11 protein-coding genes and 1 pseudogene are annotated in these 19,165 nt (G+C 38.1%); 7 read left to right on the plus strand and 5 right to left on the minus strand.

The features are described 5' to 3' along the window. Window positions 1-823 precede the first annotated feature (823 nt). A complete protein-coding gene (locus tag ACFE6N_RS21250) occupies window positions 824-2,587 on the minus strand; it encodes an alpha-L-fucosidase (RefSeq protein WP_378939839.1) in 1,764 nt (587 codons plus the stop codon). Between the two features lie 649 nt (window positions 2,588-3,236). Then, window positions 3,237-3,464 (minus strand): annotated as a pseudogene (locus ACFE6N_RS21255) (glycoside hydrolase family 95-like protein); the annotation flags it as partial. A 455-nt stretch (window positions 3,465-3,919) separates the two neighbouring features. Here ACFE6N_RS21255 and ACFE6N_RS21260 point away from each other — a divergent pair. The 7 genes from ACFE6N_RS21260 (at window position 3,920) to ACFE6N_RS21290 (ending at window position 15,743) form a co-directional block, all read left to right on the plus strand. Beyond that, window positions 3,920-4,810: a helix-turn-helix domain-containing protein gene (locus ACFE6N_RS21260; RefSeq protein WP_378939841.1), complete on the plus strand. Its 891-nt coding sequence runs from the start codon at window positions 3,920-3,922 to the stop codon at window positions 4,808-4,810. 1,545 nt (window positions 4,811-6,355) lie between these two features. After that, window positions 6,356-9,589 carry a SusC/RagA family TonB-linked outer membrane protein gene (locus ACFE6N_RS21265; protein WP_378939843.1) on the plus strand — a complete coding sequence of 1,078 codons (3,234 nt, stop codon included), beginning with the start codon at window positions 6,356-6,358 and terminating at the stop codon, window positions 9,587-9,589. Window positions 9,590-9,591: 2 nt separating this feature from the next. Next, the gene (locus tag ACFE6N_RS21270; RefSeq protein ID WP_378939845.1) at window positions 9,592-11,496 is read left to right on the plus strand and encodes a RagB/SusD family nutrient uptake outer membrane protein; all 1,905 of its coding nucleotides are present in this window, start codon (window positions 9,592-9,594) and stop codon (window positions 11,494-11,496) included. Window positions 11,497-11,523: 27 nt separating this feature from the next. Further along, window positions 11,524-12,693: a DUF5000 domain-containing lipoprotein gene (locus tag ACFE6N_RS21275; RefSeq protein ID WP_378939847.1), complete on the plus strand. Its 1,170-nt coding sequence runs from the start codon at window positions 11,524-11,526 to the stop codon at window positions 12,691-12,693. Window positions 12,694-12,712: 19 nt separating this feature from the next. Next, window positions 12,713-13,894, plus strand: a complete 1,182-nt coding sequence (locus ACFE6N_RS21280; protein ID WP_378939849.1) for a DUF4998 domain-containing protein — start codon at window positions 12,713-12,715, stop codon at window positions 13,892-13,894. Between the two features lie 573 nt (window positions 13,895-14,467). Beyond that, entirely contained in the window at window positions 14,468-14,938 is a 471-nt protein-coding gene (locus ACFE6N_RS21285) for a hypothetical protein (protein ID WP_378939851.1), read from the plus strand. 55 nt (window positions 14,939-14,993) lie between these two features. Beyond that, on the plus strand, window positions 14,994-15,743 hold the full coding sequence (locus tag ACFE6N_RS21290; RefSeq protein WP_378939853.1) for a hypothetical protein: 750 nt from the start codon (window positions 14,994-14,996) through the stop codon (window positions 15,741-15,743). Between the two features lie 153 nt (window positions 15,744-15,896). Here ACFE6N_RS21290 and ACFE6N_RS21295 read toward each other — a convergent pair whose 3' ends face one another. The 3 genes from ACFE6N_RS21295 to ACFE6N_RS21305 all read right to left on the minus strand — a co-directional run bounded on the left by ACFE6N_RS21295 (window position 15,897) and on the right by ACFE6N_RS21305 (window position 19,156). Then, the gene (locus ACFE6N_RS21295) at window positions 15,897-16,769 is read right to left on the minus strand and encodes a helix-turn-helix domain-containing protein (RefSeq protein WP_378939855.1); all 873 of its coding nucleotides are present in this window, start codon (window positions 16,767-16,769) and stop codon (window positions 15,897-15,899) included. A 1,185-nt stretch (window positions 16,770-17,954) separates the two neighbouring features. Next, window positions 17,955-18,647: a hypothetical protein gene (locus ACFE6N_RS21300; protein WP_378939857.1), complete on the minus strand. Its 693-nt coding sequence runs from the start codon at window positions 18,645-18,647 to the stop codon at window positions 17,955-17,957. Between the two features lie 2 nt (window positions 18,648-18,649). Beyond that, window positions 18,650-19,156, minus strand: coding sequence for a hypothetical protein (locus tag ACFE6N_RS21305; protein ID WP_378939859.1), 507 nt, complete (start codon window positions 19,154-19,156; stop codon window positions 18,650-18,652). Window positions 19,157-19,165 lie beyond the last annotated feature (9 nt).

The following is a 19,165-nucleotide window of genomic DNA, read 5'->3' on the forward strand; positions in this document are numbered from 1 at the left end:
TAACTATTACTATTGGAAAACGACGCACCAAACGAAGTTATTCTAACAAACCGCCGTATACCGAACGGTACGTACGGTGGTGTGAGGAGACAGCAGGGAAACTAATTCCCTGCTTCTTACTCGATATAAAAAGCAGACTTTTTTCACTGTTTAAGTTTGTTTTATCGTATTGGTTGTCAGTAGCTTATTGTAAATAATTTAGGCTTATGCCTGTCCAAAATCCATTTTTAATTCCTATTATCAAGACAAGGTCATGGCCATTCCGAATGACCCTTGATGAGCTTGTGGCAAAAGGCCATCCTTTTTGCACGATAAACGATATCATTAACCGAATCCATATTCGGAGGCTTTTAAATGCTTATAACCCGTGTTCGATTAATGTTTATGCATGCTGATAAGATTTAGCATCTTTCCAGCTATAAAGATCCTGAAATAAATTCAGGGTGACGAAATGAGTCAAAAATATTAACAAGAGACCTTTTAAATCTATATTAATAATCGGCTCATCTAATTTATTTGACTATGACCTGTATCCTTAGCTATTTAATAAATCAGTGTAAGGCGATTTTCATACTCATCCAAATTCTCAAATATCCCAGTATTCTGCCAAAACTTAATTGATGGTATTCGAAGATATTTTAGGTTTTTAATGTTCTGTAAATACTGTATATCAATTGGTTATAAAAAAAACAAGCATTTGCTACAATTTACATGAGCAAATACTTGATAGGATTGTTAGACTCATACCTGACCTGCATTATCAAATCTCGGATAGTTTATCTAATCACTGAATGCTGTTTATCAAAATTGATAATTCATACTGTTAGGATTCGACCTTGAAAACCAGAGCGGTTGAGAACTTGATATTATTCGGGCATGTTACGATTAAGGCACCGGACTCCTGTTTCCATTGCAAACGTCCACGGTAACCCAACAGGCTAACATTTTTAACTTTGGCTTTTAAATAATCACTTTGACTACCCAGTGATTTTATCTTAATTTGCGACCCACCTTCCGGAATCGTCATACTGAAGGTGTATAAAGATCCATCTTTTCCTTTAGTGAATCTAAAATCTTCCGGGCTAAATTTAAAATCAGCATGTCGCTTGTTTAGCGCTCCTCCAGGGATCATCCTTAATTTGCCGTTTTCTTGCTGTCCTTCTCCCGGAATGCGCCAAGCATGACTGCCATAAATGGCATCTCCGTTTCTACGCATCCAAACACCAACCTCTTTCAGCATTTTTGTACTCCCTTCATCCAGCGAACCGTCAGGCAGCAGGGAGATGCAAAGTGCGGCATTTCCATCTCTGGCAATTGCCTCGATGATATAGCGGATCATCATACCGGAATCATACGTGAAATTAGGCGCATAATACCAGTCTCCAACAGGTGCTTCAGCAATCCATGGCTGGTCAGTTTTGATGTTGGCTGGTATCGCGAATTCTTCGGTTGTTACTGTTCCATTAGTTTTATCTCTAAACTTAACGATACTGAAAGTGTTAACTTTTCCCCTTTTCTGCAAGGTCCTGTTGTAATAATCAGCAATTACATTTTGCATCGCATCTGCTTTGTAACCAGTTCCTGTACCATTACCAGTAAAAGGTCCCTGAACTGTTCCGTCGGTGTAGATAAAATCCGGATCATAGTGTTCAGTCACATCCATCATCCGTAGTGCCCATTGGGTCGTGTACCATTTTGCATAGTCGAGGTGCTTAGTGAATATGCCAGGGTCTGGTGGTGACCAAGGAGAATGAGCCCGCTCCTCTACTCCTTTGTATTCCCTGAGGTCGATACCGTAAAGTCGTTTAGGGTCAAGGCCTTCCCACCATTTTCCCTTGCCATCTTCCATTGTTAAATTTCCATCATAAGGTATGCCTTTTTTGTCACCCGATGTGTCGCTTCCAAAAGCGGTTTGCCACCACCACCATGTATATTCATGGTGGAAAGTTATGCCGTAACGAATATTATTTGCCCGGCACGCCTTGGCCCACTCACCTAATAAATCACGTTTGGGTCCTATGTTTACTGAATTCCAGGGCTGATAACGGGAGTTCCACAAATCAAAATTGTCATGGTGAACGCCCTGTATCATTAAAAACCTGGCTCCTGCATCCTTGTAAATTTTCGCAAGCTTAGCTGGATCTAGTTTTTTTGGATTCCAACTGTGAAGAACTTCCTTGTAACCAGAATCTGAAGGATGACCGTATTTTTTAAGATGATTCTCATAAGCTTTTGATCCTGGGGTATATAATTTTCTGGCATACCAATCTCCACTTTCGCCAGATGCCTGCGGTCCAAAATGAACCCAGATTCCAAATTTTGCATCTCTTAACCAGGATGGATCTCCAGGATAGTTGGCTTCTATAGATTGCCATGTAGGCTTGAAGGGTCCCGGATAAATCGGCAAATCAAGTTTTACTTCAGCAAAAGTATTGATGTTGCCCAATGCTGTGCTGTTTTTTTGTCCCGGAGGTGGAATATTTGGGATGGGAGGGAGTGTCTTCTGCTGGTTGGCGGACTCCTGAGCACTTAGTTGATAGAAACAAAATAAAGTGAGGAAGATTGCTATAAAGTTTTTGATTCTCATAATTTGTAAAAAGGGTTTAAGAATTAAATTAAGTCGTGGAGATGGGGTTGCCGGTTGTTAAAGTTAATAAACTTCAATAGAACATTTATTTTTAATTACATAAATTGTTTTTGTATTCTTCCAAGACCAACTTACAAATATAGCCATTGCTAAAGGACAACTTGTAGTTACGGGCTGGAGATGATTTATAGATTTCCTTTAACGAAATACGAAGAAAGCGATAACATCTTAAAAAAAGCTTCACATGATCCAAAAGATCCGTCAGATCTATCCCATCCATAAAACGCTTTGTTGATTTTTTTCTGCTTATCTTATTATTGTTAATAAATCAAAGTTAGGGCATTACTCCAAATAAATCTTGTACAATTCATACCAGAATTTATATAAATCCGACATCTTCAGTTCGAAATATTTTCCGAAGTCAATTTTCTTCGTGATCTATCAACAATTCTACCTTCGACTGGAGAATTAACTTAATGCGAAAAATTTCGTATCGTAGCATAAACACCACAAGCGGTGGTATTAACCGAGTAAAATGCCGACAATCGGTATTTTATCTCCGTCTTTAAGAATAAAACTATCGTTACTGATTTTTCTGATATTTTTCAACAAAAAATCCCGGTCTGCATGAAGTATGACTTCAGAATCATTATTGAATACCTTCTTTCCATTTAAGAGCAATTTCAAACCCACCTCTTGCACAGATACCGGATATGGTTCCGGTTTGCCAGGCATAAGGTAATGCGGGCAATAATGGTATTCCTTCCTCATCAGATGATTGCATCAGCATTTCAATTATGCCTGCAGCGCCACCAAAATTTCCAACGATCTGGAAAGGAGGGTGTGCATCAAATAAATTCGGGTAAGTGCCGCCAGTTTCTAAGCGGTGTTTACCTTATAAAAAGTGGTAACCGTTCCAGTTTAAAAAGAAGCTCAAACATTTGACGGTTACGAGATTCCTTATCAAGACAATACATTTGACCTGATTACTCCTGCGCAAGTTAGTTTTGTCCCAGAAATACCGATTAATAAAAAAGCCGTCAATCCGTAGACATAGCATTTAATCATATATTCTTTTGCCTGGCTAAAAGAATTCTTTCCACAAAATAGAGTTTAAAGATAAACAAATCATAACACGGCGCACATTTAAAATCACGGTTTTATATAAAACATCGTGTATAGTGGACAAATTTTTTATGCGAAAACTATTTAGATTTGACCTGTTATGAGCATTTTTTGATCCTATACAGAAGTAAGCGTGCTGATCAACGCATCATTTTAGTATAGTATCAAGCGTGGTACCATTATCTTTTATTACAAAAAAAGGTTATCATGAATAAGGCAGTTATAAAATATTCTTTCAAGTTATTGAACGCCGATTACGTTAAACTAGGGAGTGAATGGAATTTTGAAAATGTTATCAGCCCATATTACAGGTTGTATTATATTGATGATGGCGAAGGTGTAATATCGGGGCCAAATGATGCTGTCGAATTAAAACCTGGCAATCTCTATCTTATTCCAAGCTTTACCCACTGCAACCTGTACTGTGAAAGTACTTTGGGGCAGTATTTTGTTCAATTTTTTGAAGAATCCTCCGACGGTATTTCTCTTTTTACCAACTGCAGGGAGATTTTTGAGTCTAAAGCGGATTTGATTGATATTGAAAATTTTAAGCGTTTAATCGCGATCAATCCAGGAAGAGGACTTGAGCGTTCGGCTGATCCGGTAGTGTATGAAAAAGATATATATTATAGGGAATTTATTGAACTTAATAACCTGCAAAGTGCTGCAGTTCAGTACGAAACCCAGGGTATCATCTTCCAACTGATTTCTAAATTTCTAAAACCTGATATATTTAATCGCAACAAACAGGAGACCAGGCCACCTGTTGTGGTGGGTGCGATGGAATATATTCAGCGAAGGCTAGGTGAGCCGTTAAAGGTAAGCCAGCTTGCGGACCGGGCCAATCTTAGTGTTGATTATTTTTCAAAGATTTTTCATCTCAGCACGGGACAAAGCCCTATCAACTATATTCTTCAGAAAAAAATTGAGCGTGCACAGTATCTTATAACTACTACTGAAAAACAGCAGGGGGAAATTGCAGAATTAACAGGATTTGAAAATGTACAACATTTCTCTAGGGTATTCAAGAGGATTACCGGATTAACGCCTGGTGCCTATAAAAACCAAAATATGATACCCAATTATGCCGATCGATAGCATAGATATTTCTCAGATAATACTTAATTGTGCAGATAAATAAAAGGGTTTGACAGCTGAAAAGTATAAAAAAATGGCGGATTACAATAAATTCAGTGCCTATGTACTGATGTATCTTTGATTAGATGCTGTAATTGGCCAATGCAGCGAATCTAACCAAATTATGCATTACCGTTAAGGAATGCAGTAAAAAATGAATAGGTAACCAAATATTGTTTTCTAATGTCTTATGCTCATTAGAAGGTGAATATCAGCATTGTGAATAAGCAACAAAAATAATATTATTATGAGAAAGAAACTGTTTTAAAACTCATTCCAAAAAAAGTGCAACATCTTTTCGCTCTTTTTGCGGCATATCCTAAATGTTTGGGTAAACGGAATAGATTGACTCCGGTATTTTTAAAATGCCTATAGCTTTTGTATTACCAACTATAAACCGGATAAAGAAACTTTACTGATGCCTTATCATTTGGATAACTATATTAATACTATCCTAAACCTTGTGAAAATTTTTATTGAATCACTTTCGGATCACTAAATAAACAAATTGAATAAAGACGACATAAATATTTTAATGCTGAAAGGGCTGTATTACAAATCTCCCCATTTATTCTTAATAAGATGCTCTTAACAAAAAAACTGTGTTTGTGAGGTGCTAATTATAGTCGTGATTTACAAGAAAATAGAGGTTGAATATCGGAAAAGGATAAAAAGACGTCTGTTTGCTATAAATTGTGTAACTGGGTTATGTGGTACATTTGAGTAAATGCTGTAATTAACCAACGCAGCAATGATCACGAGATGGGAGACTTCAGATAAGGATGTTTTGTAGAGCATATCCATAGTATCGCCCACCGTTGAAATTTTTAAATTGCAGAGGCAGCAATGCAAGGATCATATTTTTTGTAACTAAATAAACTTTAAAGCCAATATTATGAGGAAAACCATACCACTCTCTATCCAATAGCAATACCGTAAATTTTCAATCCTTATTCTGTAACACCTGAAATATCAGGTGAGTGGGATTGTTTTGCCAAAAAAAATAAAAGATAAGTGCAACTATAACTAAAGCGATAAAATATTATTTAAGGATTTAGAGCTGAGTATTGTTGCTTCTATACTAATTTATATTCATAAATATCATAGAAAAAATAATGGAGGCTTAATCTTTTGAAAGTGTATGCCTGCCGCAAAGAACTTAACCAAACCTGAACAACCATGGATACTTCTACTTTAATCATGTATGCTGCAAAGAAGCAGCAACTTTTACCCTTTCGGAAAATATCAATCGAAGTTATCTTACCAAGCGGTTCGACAAGTCTGAGATCAGCACTTGTTCGACCCCGAAAATTGGCCCAATTTAAAACTGATAAATATTGGCTAACTCAATATTTCATGCGTTTTAAATCAAACGGATGATGGAGTATCGGTGCTGTGCCATTGAACTATTGTTGTTTTTAACCAGCAGACTATTGGTAGAAATGATAGGAAAATAAAAGTGAATAAAGTCAGATAAATCAAACAACTAAACCAAATATCAAATCAATGAATGTTTTTACACTAGAGAAGTATGTAGCAAAATTACGGCAATCGGCGTTGCTTTTTTATTCTGCAAATCAGAATCATTTCTATTTGAGCGGGATTATTATTTTGCTTTTAGGTCTCAGCGCCTCAGGCAATGCTTATTCAAGAACAACCCACGACATGTCAGCTTACAATTTTTTCCGACAGGAGGAAATTATAGTGAAAGGAACTGTTAGAGATTCTGACGGTCCCCTGCCAGGGGCAAGTGTAACACTTAAGTTTTCTAAACTGGTTGTTCAGGCTGATAATGAAGGGAAATTCAGTTTAAAAGTACCGGCAAATGGAACTTTGATCTTTAGCATGGTGGGTTATAAAGCCAAAGAAGTAGAGATCAAGGGCGAAAGCAAAATAGATGTGGTTTTAGAATCCCTCAACAATCTTGATGAAGTAGCGGTAGTGGCATTTGGAACACAAAAGAAATCCAGTATGATCAGTGCGATTACTACTATTAACCCTAAAGATTTAAAAGTGCCTTCCAGCAACCTAACTACAGCCTTGGCTGGTAAATTAGCTGGCGTTATTGCTTATCAGCGCAGCGGAGAGCCTGGGCAGGATAACGCATCATTTTTTATTCGTGGGGTAACCACCTTTGGCTATAAGAAAGATCCGCTTATTCTAATCGACGGAATTGAGGTGAGTGCCACAGATTTAGCTAGGATGCAACCGGATGATATTGCCAGTTTTTCGATTATGAAAGATGCGACAGCCACTTCGCTTTACGGAGCAAGGGGTGCAAATGGCGTAATTTTAATTGTCACAAAAACGGGTGATGAGGGTAGGGCCAAAGTTCAGGTCCGACTCGAAAATTCCACTTCACAAAACACACGGAACCTTGAGTTTGCCCATCCCATAACATACATGAAGTTAGCAAATGAAGCTGTGATTACCAGAAATCCATTGGGTATTCTTCCTTATTCTCAAAATAAGATAGACCAAACTGCCCTTGGAGCTAATCCTAATATTTATCCTGCTAATGACTGGCGTGCGATGTTGTTGAAGAACCAAACGAACAACCAGAGAATGAATTTCAGTGCAAACGGGGGCGGAAAAATTGCCCGGTATTATATTGCAGGAACTTATAACAATGACAACGGCTTATTAAAAGTTGATGAAAGAAATAATTTCAATAGCAATATCAGCTTAAAATCCTACCAGCTCCGCTCAAACATAAACATCAACATGACCAAAAGCACGGAAGTAATTGTGCGTTTAGGAGGAAGTTTTGATGATTATACAGGCCCTATTGATGGAGGGAGCGGTTTGTATACCAAGATAATGAGAAGTAATCCGGTATTGTTTCCTGCATATTATCCGTCTGAACTCATGCCCAATACCAAACATATCTTATTCGGAAATTCAAGCAATGGTCTTTTAATCAACCCTTATGCAGATCTGGTAAAAGGTTACCGTGATTATTCCAGGTCGAATATGAGTGCGCAATTTGAAATAAAACAAGATTTATCGTCGATTACCAGTGGCCTTTCTGCGAGAGGCTTGTTCAACACTTCGCGTTATTCGTTTTTTGATGTAACCCGGAACTATAATCCGTTCTATTATGCGGCTACAGGGTATAATAGTTTAACAGACAGCTATAGTTTAAACTTACTTAATGAAGGAACTGCTACTGAGTATTTAAATTATAATGAAGGCACAAAGGATATAAATACCACCACCTATATGGAGGCAGCCGTGAATTATAACAAACAGATTGCAAAACTGCATGACATTAGTGGTTTACTGGTATACATCAGAAGGCAACAGCTTTTCGCAAATAGCGGTACTTTACAAAAATCGCTGCCTTACCGTAACCAAGGGGTTTCAGGACGTTTTACATATGGTTATGACAACCGTTATTTGTTTGAAGCAACTTTTGGATACAATGGCTCTGAACGTTTTTATAAATCAGAACGTTATGGCTTTTTTCCGGCTATCGGTGTGGGATGGCTCATTTCAAATGAGAAGTTTTGGAAACCGATCAGTAACGTCGTTAGTAAATTGAGATTGAAAGCAACATATGGTATGGTTGGTAATGATGCAATAGGTGCACCTGAAGATAGGTTCTTCTACCTTTCTGAGGTTAATCCTAATGATGCTTCAAAAAGTGCAACTTTTGGTGAGCAATTTGGATATACCAAAGCAGGTTATACCATTAACCGTTATGATAATGCCTTTATCACTTGGGAACGTGCTAAAAAATTCAATTTTGGTACTGAACTAACACTTTTTAATGATTTTAATCTACAGGCAGATATATTCTCTGAGGTAAGGGATAATATTTTAATGGAACGGGCCTCGATTCCTACAACAATGGGGTTGTCGGCAACTGTTAAGGCCAATACCGGCAAAGCAAAGGCCAACGGAATAGACATTTCTGCAGACTACAGTAAGAATTTTAATTCTTCTTTCTGGTTTCGCATGCAAGGTAATTTCACCTATGCACATAGCGAGTTTTTACAGTATGAAGAGCCTCAGTATAAAGAAAGTTACCTATCTCGTATAGGCCAGTCACTAAACCAAAATTATGGCTTGATCGCAGAACGCCTATTCATTGATCAGTACGATGTGGCGAATTCTCCCAAACAAACCTTTGGTGAATATGCTGCAGGCGATATCAAGTACCGGGATGTAAACGGTGACGGGCAAATTACAGATTTAGATAAAGTTCCTATCGGATTACCAACCGTGCCGGAAATCATTTACGGTTTTGGTTTCTCTTCAGGTTATAAAAATTTCGATTTTTCGGTATTTTTTCAGGGCTCTGCCAGATCTTCTTTTTGGATAGATACCAGGGCTACTGCACCATTCGTAGCGTATAATTATTCCGGCGAAACCTTAGCAGGTACGCAAAATGCATTGATTAAGGCCTATGCGGATAACTATTGGTCCGAAGACAATCAAAATCTTTATGCATTATGGCCACGCTTAAGTGACAATACAAATTTAAACAATCTTCAAACCAATACCTGGTTCATGCGGAACGGTTCATTCCTCAGGTTGAAATCAGCGGAGTTAGGATATTCCATCCCTAAAAAAGTACTTAACCGGATTAAATTGAGTAACCTCCGTTTTTACGTTAGTGGAACTAACTTGTTTAGCTTGAGCGGGTTCAAACTTTGGGATATCGAAATGGGCGGGAATGGCCTGGGTTACCCGGTTCAGCGAGTTTATAATGTTGGGATACAATTAGGATTTTAATTATGAAAAAGACAATAATATTTTTATCAGCGTTGATGTTCACTTTAATACTTTCATGTAAGAAAGACTATCTGGATATTGTACCTGATAACATTGCAACCATTGATAATGCTTTTACGAATAGAAATGAAGCAGAAAAGTTTTTGTTCACCTGCTATTCTTACCTGCCATCGGATAATGACATCTATAAAAATCCAGCCATGCTTGGAGGCGACGAATTATGGACCTATTGGCCAATAACCTCGCTCAGCCAACTGCCACAAAATCCTCAATTGATAGCCAGGGGAAATCAATCAGTTACCTCGCCGTTTCTCAATTTTTGGGACGGAGAGCAAGACGGGAGCCCCATTTACAGAGCACTAAGGGATTGCAATATCTTTTTAGAAAATGTAGGCAAGGTGCCTGATCTGGACCCATCGAAGAGGGCAATATGGACTGGTGAGGTGCAATTTTTAAAAGCCTACTACCATTTTTATTTGTTAAGGATGTATGGACCGATTCCCATCATTGATAAGAATCTACCGATTACCTCAACAACAGAAGAGGTTAGAGTAGCACGAGAGCCAGTAGACAAAGTTGTAGATTACCTTGCTAATTTACTCGATACAGCCGCAAATAATCTTCCGTTAACTATCCAAAACCGCGCTTCCGAATTAGGACACATTACCAAGCCTATTGCGTTATCAGTTAAGGCCAAGCTGCTGACGATGGCTGCAAGTCCTCAATTCAATGGAAATGCTGATTATGCAGGGTTAAAGAATGCTGATGGTACTGCACTGGTAAATACCACCTACAGTGTAGAAAAATGGAAGCGGGCAGCTGATGCCTGTAAACAAGCGATTGATCTTTGCACCCAGGTTGGAATCCAATTATACAAGTTTAGTTCAATCATTGCCTTGTCTGACAGGTTAAAAACTGAAATGAGCATTAGGAACAGCGTATGCCAACCTTGGAATCAGGAATTAATTTGGGGCTATTCGAATAATAATGGTTCTGCATTGCAACGCCAGACTATGCCTAAACTCGATCCGGCGAGATCAATAAATGAAAGCACGCTGGGTCAGCTAGCACCAACTTTACGCATTGCCGAACTCTTTTACACAAAAAATGGCGTGCCGATTAATGAAGATAAAACCTGGGATTTCTCGAATCGATATACACTGAAAACGGCCGGTGGAACTGATCAGGACTATTTGCAAAACGGATATACTACTGCCGCCCTGCATTTTGATAGAGAGCCTCGCTTCTATGCAGATCTGGGATTTGATGGTTCGGTATGGTATATGGAAAATAGAACACCATCGAGCCCATGGGTAGTACAGGCAAAATCGGGCCAGGCACAGTCTAGAAAGCTTGCTTTCGGTTATTCCGCTACCGGATTTTTTACTAAAAAGTTGGTCAATTGGAAATTTGTGATTCAAGATGGGCAGGGGTTCACAACTGAAAACTATCCATGGCCAATGATGCGCCTGTCGGATCTATATTTGATGTATGCTGAGGCTTTAAACGAAGCTAGCGGGCCGTCAGAAACCATTTATCAATACCTGAACCTTGTTAGAGACAGGGCAGGTTTACAGACCGTTCAGGCATCTTGGGATAATTATTCGATTAACCCGGGTAAATACAAAGATCAAGCAGGATTGAGACAGATTATACATCAGGAACGTGGAATAGAACTCGCGTTTGAGGGGAGCAGGTTTTGGGATTTGAAGCGCTGGAAAGAGGCTTCAGCAACCCTTAACGGAGGTATTTTTGGATGGGATATTGAACAGGCTGATGCTACAGGGTATTATAGGCCAAAACTGCTGTTTAATCAGCGATTTGTAGCTCCAAGAGACTACTTATGGCCTATAAAAGAGTATAATACAATTGTAAACCCGAACCTGGTTCAGAATCCGGGCTGGTAATTATTAATAGAAAGTAAAATTCAGATTATGAAAAATAATAATTGGTATCTGTTACTTGCGTTATTATGTATCGCAGTAATCGGTTGTAAAGAGGACGTTTTGTCTCCCCTGGAAAAAGACAGTGTGGCCCCACAGCAAATTTCAAATCCCGTGTCAACGAGTTCACCTGGGGCCGTAAAAGTTACATATAGCTTGCCATCAGACCCGGACCTAATGTATGTGATGGCAGAATACAAAAATAAATATGGTAAATTAATCAGTGTAAAGGCTTCTTCGTATACAAATTCCATCACTGTTGATGGTTTTGCAGATACCGCTTCCTATGATCTCAGCCTGTATGCCGTTGATAAATCTGAAAATAAATCTGCCCCTGTAACCATAAGGGTGAAGGCGCAGGAACCACCCATTTTTGGAATTCGCAGGAGCCTGACTTTGGTGTCTGATTTTGGAGGTATAAATATCACTTTTGCTAATCCCACCGAAGCAAATATTGCAGTAGTGGTTTTATATAAAGACTCTTTAGGAAATTTTTCAACCAAAGAAACAATTTATACCAAACAAAAAAATGGCTTATTTTCTTCGCGGGGATTTCCTTCAAAAGAAACTGTTTTCGGGGTTTATATCAGAGATAGATGGGATAATCGTACCGATACAATTAAAGCAACATTAACCCCCATTTTTGAAAAGGAGCTTGATAAGACTAAATTCAGGGTACTTACACTGCCAACGGATGCGAAAGTAGGATTTGGCCTTCCTATTCCTAATTTATGGAATAATGTAATCGGACCAAATGATATGTGGCATACAGATGATACGGGAATGCCTTGTCAGATTACTTTTGATATGGGGGTTACGGCAAAGATCAGTCGTTTTACAATTTGGCAGCGTCAGGGCGTTTGGATCTACGCACATGGAAATCCAAAACGTTACGAGATCTGGGGTTCTAATAACCCAGCTAGCGACGGTAGTTATAACAACTGGACAATGCTCGCATCCTGCGTTTCCGTAAAACCTTCAGGACAACCGTCGGGATCCAATAGCCAGGAAGATGTTTCAGCTGCGGCTCGGGGTGAGGAAACTACGGTATCTCTTAATGCTCCTGCAGTTCGTTATATCCGTGTCAGAGTGTTGGAAACTTGGGCAGGTGGATTGGCAACGCATGTTTCAGAAATGACTTTATACGGAAATGATAAATAACTTTTATAGATATAAAAATATGAAACCGATATTCTATTATTGTTTTATCGCATTTGCCTTATTGATGGCATCCTGCAGTAAAATGGATGACTACAAGAATTTTACTGATGGAAAATTAATTGTTTATCCAGGTAAACCAGATTCATTAAGGGTTTTTTCAGGAAGAAATCGCGCATTAGTGAAGTTTTTTGTTATATCCGATCCCAATGTTGTTAAGGCAACTATTTACTGGAACAACCGGGCAAATAAACAAGATGTTAATATTTTAAGAGGTAAAGGAATTGACACGATAAGCGCAATCGTTTCTCCTTTACCGGAAGGAAATTATTCGTTCGAGGTGTACACTTTTGATAAAAGTGGCAATAAGTCTGTCGCATCACTAAAACAAGGTGCTACATACGGAGATGTTTACGAGAAATCGCTGTTGAATCGCATACTGGAAAGTGTCGTTTATCAACCTTCAAGTGGATCAACTATTCTTAATTGGCGGGCATCTGAGGCCGGATCAGTTGGTGTTGATGTTACCTATACGACTTTAAGTGGGCTAAGCCATACCAAACGTGTAGCTAAAAGTGCCACCCAGTTAATCCTAACCGATCATGATCCGGCAACAAGTATACAGTATCGTACGCTTTTTTTACCTGATTCTTTAGCGATTGATACATTTTACAGTGCGGCAACTTCAAAAAAAATAGGAGAGATTTTCCTGAAAAACCCGGGTGCCCCGTTCGCTCAAAGCGTAAAGGACGGAAGATGGGGACTACTTGCAGACTGGACCACAAACGCTGCAGCCAGAAATATGTCAAATGGCATCGTAGGCGGTTGGGATTCTATTAATGGAGGCGGATTTATTTCATTTGAATATTGGGGCACCCCGTCTATAACAAACGGCAAAATTTATCAGACCACAAACCTGCCTCCAGGGAAATATCGTTTTGTAATCACCGTTTCTGAAATAGCAGGTCCATTGGAAGCAACTTATGCTGCAGTAAACCCCGGGCAAACACTCCCCGATGTGGAAAATATTTCGCAGGCACTTGGAAATTTCAGGTTTTTGGATAATTCACAAAATGGAAAAGATTACACTGTTCCATTTACATTAACGCAAGCCCAGGAGATAACTATAGGTTTTGTCTCAACCATGGTCGTCAAAAGTCAGAGCAGTATTAGATTTAGTAAAGTGAGGTTATATACCGATTAATTCGCGAATCTGATCAAACAAAGGTAAAAACCATGACAATTGAAATGATCAGGCCAATGCCAGGATATTTATAAAGAAGTGTTTTACAACCTGGCAGCTGAACTAAAATAAATGGTTAGTTAGTTAACGGCGTCATTCCATTGAGAATGGCGCCATCTTTCATTCGAGACTTGTTCTTCAATTACAATAGCATGCCCATTTTTTTAAGTGTTAGCAGCAGGATTGATTTGGGCAGATTAATTGCCCGATGCCGGCATTTTATAGTTGTGCCATTAACCCTCCTTTACTTGTTTTGCTTTTTTACTCAAATACCTGTCATATTTAATATAGGATAATTACATGCACATTTGTTGCGCTTAACATCAAAAGCTCAGCATAGCGTTGCCTGCTGAAATATTACAGGTCGGAATAGTATCAAAAAAAAAGTCTGTTTACATCAAATATTGCTCGATCAGCATTATTAAATTTGTCTGATGCGAACCCGTTGGCCTACTGGTGTAACGTTAAAAAACTAAAAAATACAGATTGGCTTATACGCGATCTGGTGCTTAAATACTTTTTGCCAAATTATAAATGGCAAACCGATTATTGACCGCGGCGCACAAATCAGAGTATCAAAAATCATATGAATATCCGACTATTACTTGTACTGCTTGTTATTTTTTTCCAACGTTTATCAAAGCGCAGAGTGCTGACTTTTCTGCTTACCTTTTTGTTTATTTTACAGGAAATGAAAAAGCAGATGAAAGTATCCATTATGCCCTGAGTAATGATGGTTATAATTTCTTGGCACTAAATAATGATCAACCTATATTGAGCTCAGCGAAGATCAGTAGTACAGGTGGCATCCGTGATCCCCATATACTGAGAAAAGCTGACGGAAAGGGATTTTATATGGTCGCCACCGATATGGTATCAGCCAAAGGTTGGGATTCAAACCGGGCAATGGCATTGCTAAAATCAAACGATCTGATCAACTGGTCATCAACTGTAGTCGATATTCAAAAAAAGTTCAAAGGAAATGATTCGCTTAAGCAGGTATAGGCACCCCAAACCATTTTCGACAAAAAGGCAAAAAAAATACGTGATATACTGGTCTATGAAATATAATAACGGACCCGATCGAATTTATTATGCATATGTCAATGACAGTTTTACCGATCTGTCTACCGAGTCCAAACAGCTTTTTACCCCATCAGATCGGGGTTCGGCCATTGATGGTGACATTGTTGAATTTAACAATAAATTCCATCTGTTCTACAAACATCAGGATGTAAACGGTGCCGGATTGCGCATTGCTACTTCTGAAAATTTAACAGGCCCTTTCATAGATGGAAATCAATACATTCAGCAAACCAGCCCGCCAGTAGAAGGTTCAGGGGTATTTAAACTTAACGACGAAAAGGGTTATATACTAATGTACGATCTTTATACTAACGGCAAATATCAGTTTACCCATTCCGAAGACTTAAAAACCTTTAAGGGCATTGATAAGCAAATCGCCATGAACTTTCATCCAAGGCATGGTACAGTGATGCCTTTAACAAAAAAAGAAGCTGTGTTATTGCTTAAAAAGTATGGCAATCCTTTGATGGCTATTTCTAATGTAAATTCCCGTTTAATCAAAAAAAATAACATCGTTATAGATTCTGCAAGAAAAAAGGTGTTTTATCCTGTTGAGTATGCGGCAAAACTAAAAAGTTTCGATCCAATATTTCCAAAACTACCAGGTATGAAGATTAATCCTGAACCTCCTTACGATTTGTCTTCTGGCAAAAAAGCAGTAAGTTTCAAAATAGGGAGCAATCAGACGGAAATCGGTTCTTTTCCGGATTTGTTTGTTAAATAGCATTGATAAGTGGGGGAGTAAAATGTATATACCGCTAAATAGTTGTTGCCTGGTGTTTATTGGTATTTCATCCCTTATGGCTGATTAAAATTATTAAGCAAATAATTTCCCAAAAAGCCAAGAAATATTGGTATTAAATAATATTGTTCTTCGTTAACACCACCCCTGGCTTTGCTTTCTGTAAGCTTTAGGACTTAAACCTGTCATGTTCTTAAATATTCTGGAGAAATATTGCTGATTTTCAAAGCCTGCCAGCTCCGCTATTTCTTTATATTGCATACTTGTTGTTGTGACTAGATATTGGGCTCTTTCGATCCTTTTCTCCAAAACGTAACTTGCCGGACTTTTTCCCGTCGATTGATGAAAAATGCGGGAAAAATAATTCACGCTTAAATTAGCAATAGATGCAAGCAGACTAACTTTTAATGATTTTGAAATATTCATCTGAATATATCGTATGGCAGCAGTTACCGCCAGCGGGATGGCAGTTTGGTTGAACATTAGAAAATTTTTAGACCGCATGAATCTGGAGAGTAATGCTAGAATAATGCCTTGGGTCTCGAATCGCACAGACATACTTTGCAGTTCATTCAACTTTGTGTACTCTTTGTAAAAAATATCTTTTTCATACACTTTAGGGTCGAAAGAACGGTTGATGCCTCGCCCAGGATTAATCGCTATAATTCTTTCGAAGCTGATCATGTCCAAAGGATCAGCTTTTACTGACATGATTTCCCTATAGTGGCCGAAGATAGATATTCCCTCAGGCGTATCTTCGAAAAACTGTATAAAATATTGTTCCATATAGTCATTGCAATGAAGATCACATAGCGTATAACTTGGAATCAGATACAAATTGCCTGTAATAAGCTGCGTCTTTCCTGATAGAGAATTGATATGACCCTCGCCACCCGCAATGTAATATAAACGGTAATAAGGACTAATCACATTATTGAAATTCCAGTCTGTATCTAATTTAACAGCGTCGACATTGAGAAGATGAAAATTATTTTTGATGAATTTCATTGCACACTTTTTATAGTTATAATCAGGTAAAACCAAACATAGAATCAAATATGGTTCGCTAGTCTATGGCTTTTATCGGAATCTACGCTCTCTTTTTTAAGACGATAATCATAACCTTCGTGTATAGACTATGTAAATCAATGCTTTCCAACCGGCTCTTTCTCCAGGAGTCTCCGAACCAAGAAGCCCCGGCTGCCAGTTTTTTTATCTCTAGGCCTGGCCGCATCATCTGGATCAATTTATCACTATAGATTTCCTCATGGGTTTGAAAGGCTCATGAAAAACTGGTAAATCTGGTTTTACCTCTGCAAGTGAAATAAGCGCTGCCAAACGCGTGCTATCTTTTAGATATGTTGCCAGCGGCAACCTGATTGCAAAAGCAGCTACTCCTTGTGCATAAACTCGAGGGAAATGGTAACATAACCAGGCAAGAAAGCTTCCGGAATGGATTTTGATTCTCATATTTTTTTACTTTACTGTTCAGATGCCAAATTAACACTGAAATAATAGGTTAGAATATTATTGTAAAATTAATAAACGTTAATATAACATTTATTTTTTTATGATAAAATTTTTTTAGTTTATTTTTGATTATTTTGGGCTATGAAGGTATAGATAACATTTGTGTAAAGACCTGCAAAAAAACAGATACAGAAGATTACGATGACATCCATGCTGCGGGAACAATTAGATCTTCATTTTTAATTAATCTTTCCTGGATTGGAAGGTCGCCAACAAACGGTACTTAAAAACACTTTGATTTCTTTATTAAAATGACATTAACTTCATCATTTGAATATGGTAATTTACGTAACAGTTACAACCTGTTGTACTATCAACATTTAGAATCTTCCTGAATTATTTCTGGATGAGCCGAGTTTTGCGAAATCTTAATTTCCATTCGAAGCCGGGAATTTTTACGCAAACGCATCGATGGAAGTGGGATTATTAATAACATCAAATATTTCCAGTTCTGTAATTTTGTTGCCTACGAAATTCTTTTGAGCTTTATTAAAATCCCTTCCATGCAAAATGACCGTGGCACCAGCATTTGCAAGTGTTATTGTAGTCTCAAGCGATTACAGGCACTGTCCGCTGGTAAAATAATGGTTGAGCTTCCATTGATTATATTTACGTTTTTCCATATCGTTCGTCCTCCAGCCGCCAGCGAAATGGCAGCTACGATTAAAGACCGAGTTCCAGAACTACAAGAATGGCATTATTGCTCAAGGCCTCTAGTTCTACTTGTTGAACATTCCATAAACCGAGGCCATCTCTTGCGTGCAGTAAGCGACCTTCAATTTCAAAAGCACCATCAATAACGAAGGCGTATATTTGGTTGCTATTATTTTGCATTTTATAAATAGCCTCAGCTCTGCCAGCAAAAATACCTGCATTTAATCTAAAAGGTAATTTAGGGGTGGTTATGATCTTGATCAATTGGTTTTGGTACCGATCGAAATCGAAATGGTAAAGGGTTTCAATCGCCTGCATTGAGAACATTTCGGTTTTAATACCAAAATGCAAGTAATTTATCACATTGCATTGGTAAGAATTTATGATCTCAAGTACTTCCCCCTTTCTCAAATGTAAAACCTGTACCTGACCAGTATCTAAAACCAATTCTTTTCCATCCCTGACAATGGTTATTCCCCCCGTAATGGGTATGAATATATGCAGTGAATACTCCTCACAATGTAAAAAAGTGTTTTTTCCATCCGCGATCAACTCATCATTGCATAAAAATAAATTACCAAAAGCACTTTTATTTTCGTTATAGTATTGTTTGAAATTAAAGGTGAAGTAACTTCTTGATACCTGATTTTCAGTCACACCGCGCTGCTCGGCCAAAAATATCTTTCCACTGCTAAATTCCATTTTTAAACGATTTTTTTTATGGAGTAGATACTCACAAAAGGTTTTAGCTGTAAAAGATGTGTGAAGATTTCACCTTCAGCGGTTTCTTTAAGTTGTGAAACCAATAACATATTATCAATAGTTTCTCTCCAACATATCGGTTTTGAGAAGAAATTGATTGCTACTTTGTGTTTCTCAGAATTACTGATATCCGAATTGATGATTTCGAAGACATAATCTTCGAAAGTTAAAAAACGTCGGCCCAGGTTGTCCAGTACATCGGGAATAATTCCATTTAATTGTTTCAGATAACCTGTTATGGCTGCGCTAACCAAAAAGTGCAACTTTTTGGCTTCTGGTACATTCATTAACATTTCTGCAAAAGTACAAAAGCGTTGCTCCTGGTTATAAAACTGAGCTTGCATTTTAAATTCTGCATAACTATCTTCATATACCAATTTATCCCAAGGGCTAGTATTGGTATTATCAATTATTTTCCGATAGCATAAGGTTATTAGTTTTTCCGTCATGATAAAAAA

Source organism: Pedobacter sp. BG31 (assembly GCF_042464845.1).
Classification (GTDB): Bacteria; Bacteroidota; Bacteroidia; order Sphingobacteriales; family Sphingobacteriaceae; genus Pedobacter; species Pedobacter suwonensis.

Bases quoted from the DNA above. Each gene is read 5' to 3' on its own strand.
- ACFE6N_RS21250 (WP_378939839.1), bottom strand. From the start codon at position 2,587: ATGAGAATCAAAAACTTTATAGCAATCTTCCTCACTTTATTTTGTTTC.
- ACFE6N_RS21260 (WP_378939841.1), top strand. From the start codon at position 3,920: ATGAATAAGGCAGTTATAAAATATTCTTTCAAGTTATTGAACGCCGAT.
- ACFE6N_RS21265 (WP_378939843.1), top strand. From the start codon at position 6,356: ATGAATGTTTTTACACTAGAGAAGTATGTAGCAAAATTACGGCAATCG.
- ACFE6N_RS21270 (WP_378939845.1), top strand. From the start codon at position 9,592: ATGAAAAAGACAATAATATTTTTATCAGCGTTGATGTTCACTTTAATA.
- ACFE6N_RS21275 (WP_378939847.1), top strand. From the start codon at position 11,524: ATGAAAAATAATAATTGGTATCTGTTACTTGCGTTATTATGTATCGCA.
- ACFE6N_RS21280 (WP_378939849.1), top strand. From the start codon at position 12,713: ATGAAACCGATATTCTATTATTGTTTTATCGCATTTGCCTTATTGATG.
- ACFE6N_RS21285 (WP_378939851.1), top strand. From the start codon at position 14,468: ATGGCAAACCGATTATTGACCGCGGCGCACAAATCAGAGTATCAAAAA.
- ACFE6N_RS21290 (WP_378939853.1), top strand. From the start codon at position 14,994: ATGAAATATAATAACGGACCCGATCGAATTTATTATGCATATGTCAAT.
- ACFE6N_RS21295 (WP_378939855.1), bottom strand. From the start codon at position 16,769: ATGAAATTCATCAAAAATAATTTTCATCTTCTCAATGTCGACGCTGTT.
- ACFE6N_RS21300 (WP_378939857.1), bottom strand. From the start codon at position 18,647: ATGGAATTTAGCAGTGGAAAGATATTTTTGGCCGAGCAGCGCGGTGTG.
- ACFE6N_RS21305 (WP_378939859.1), bottom strand. From the start codon at position 19,156: ATGACGGAAAAACTAATAACCTTATGCTATCGGAAAATAATTGATAAT.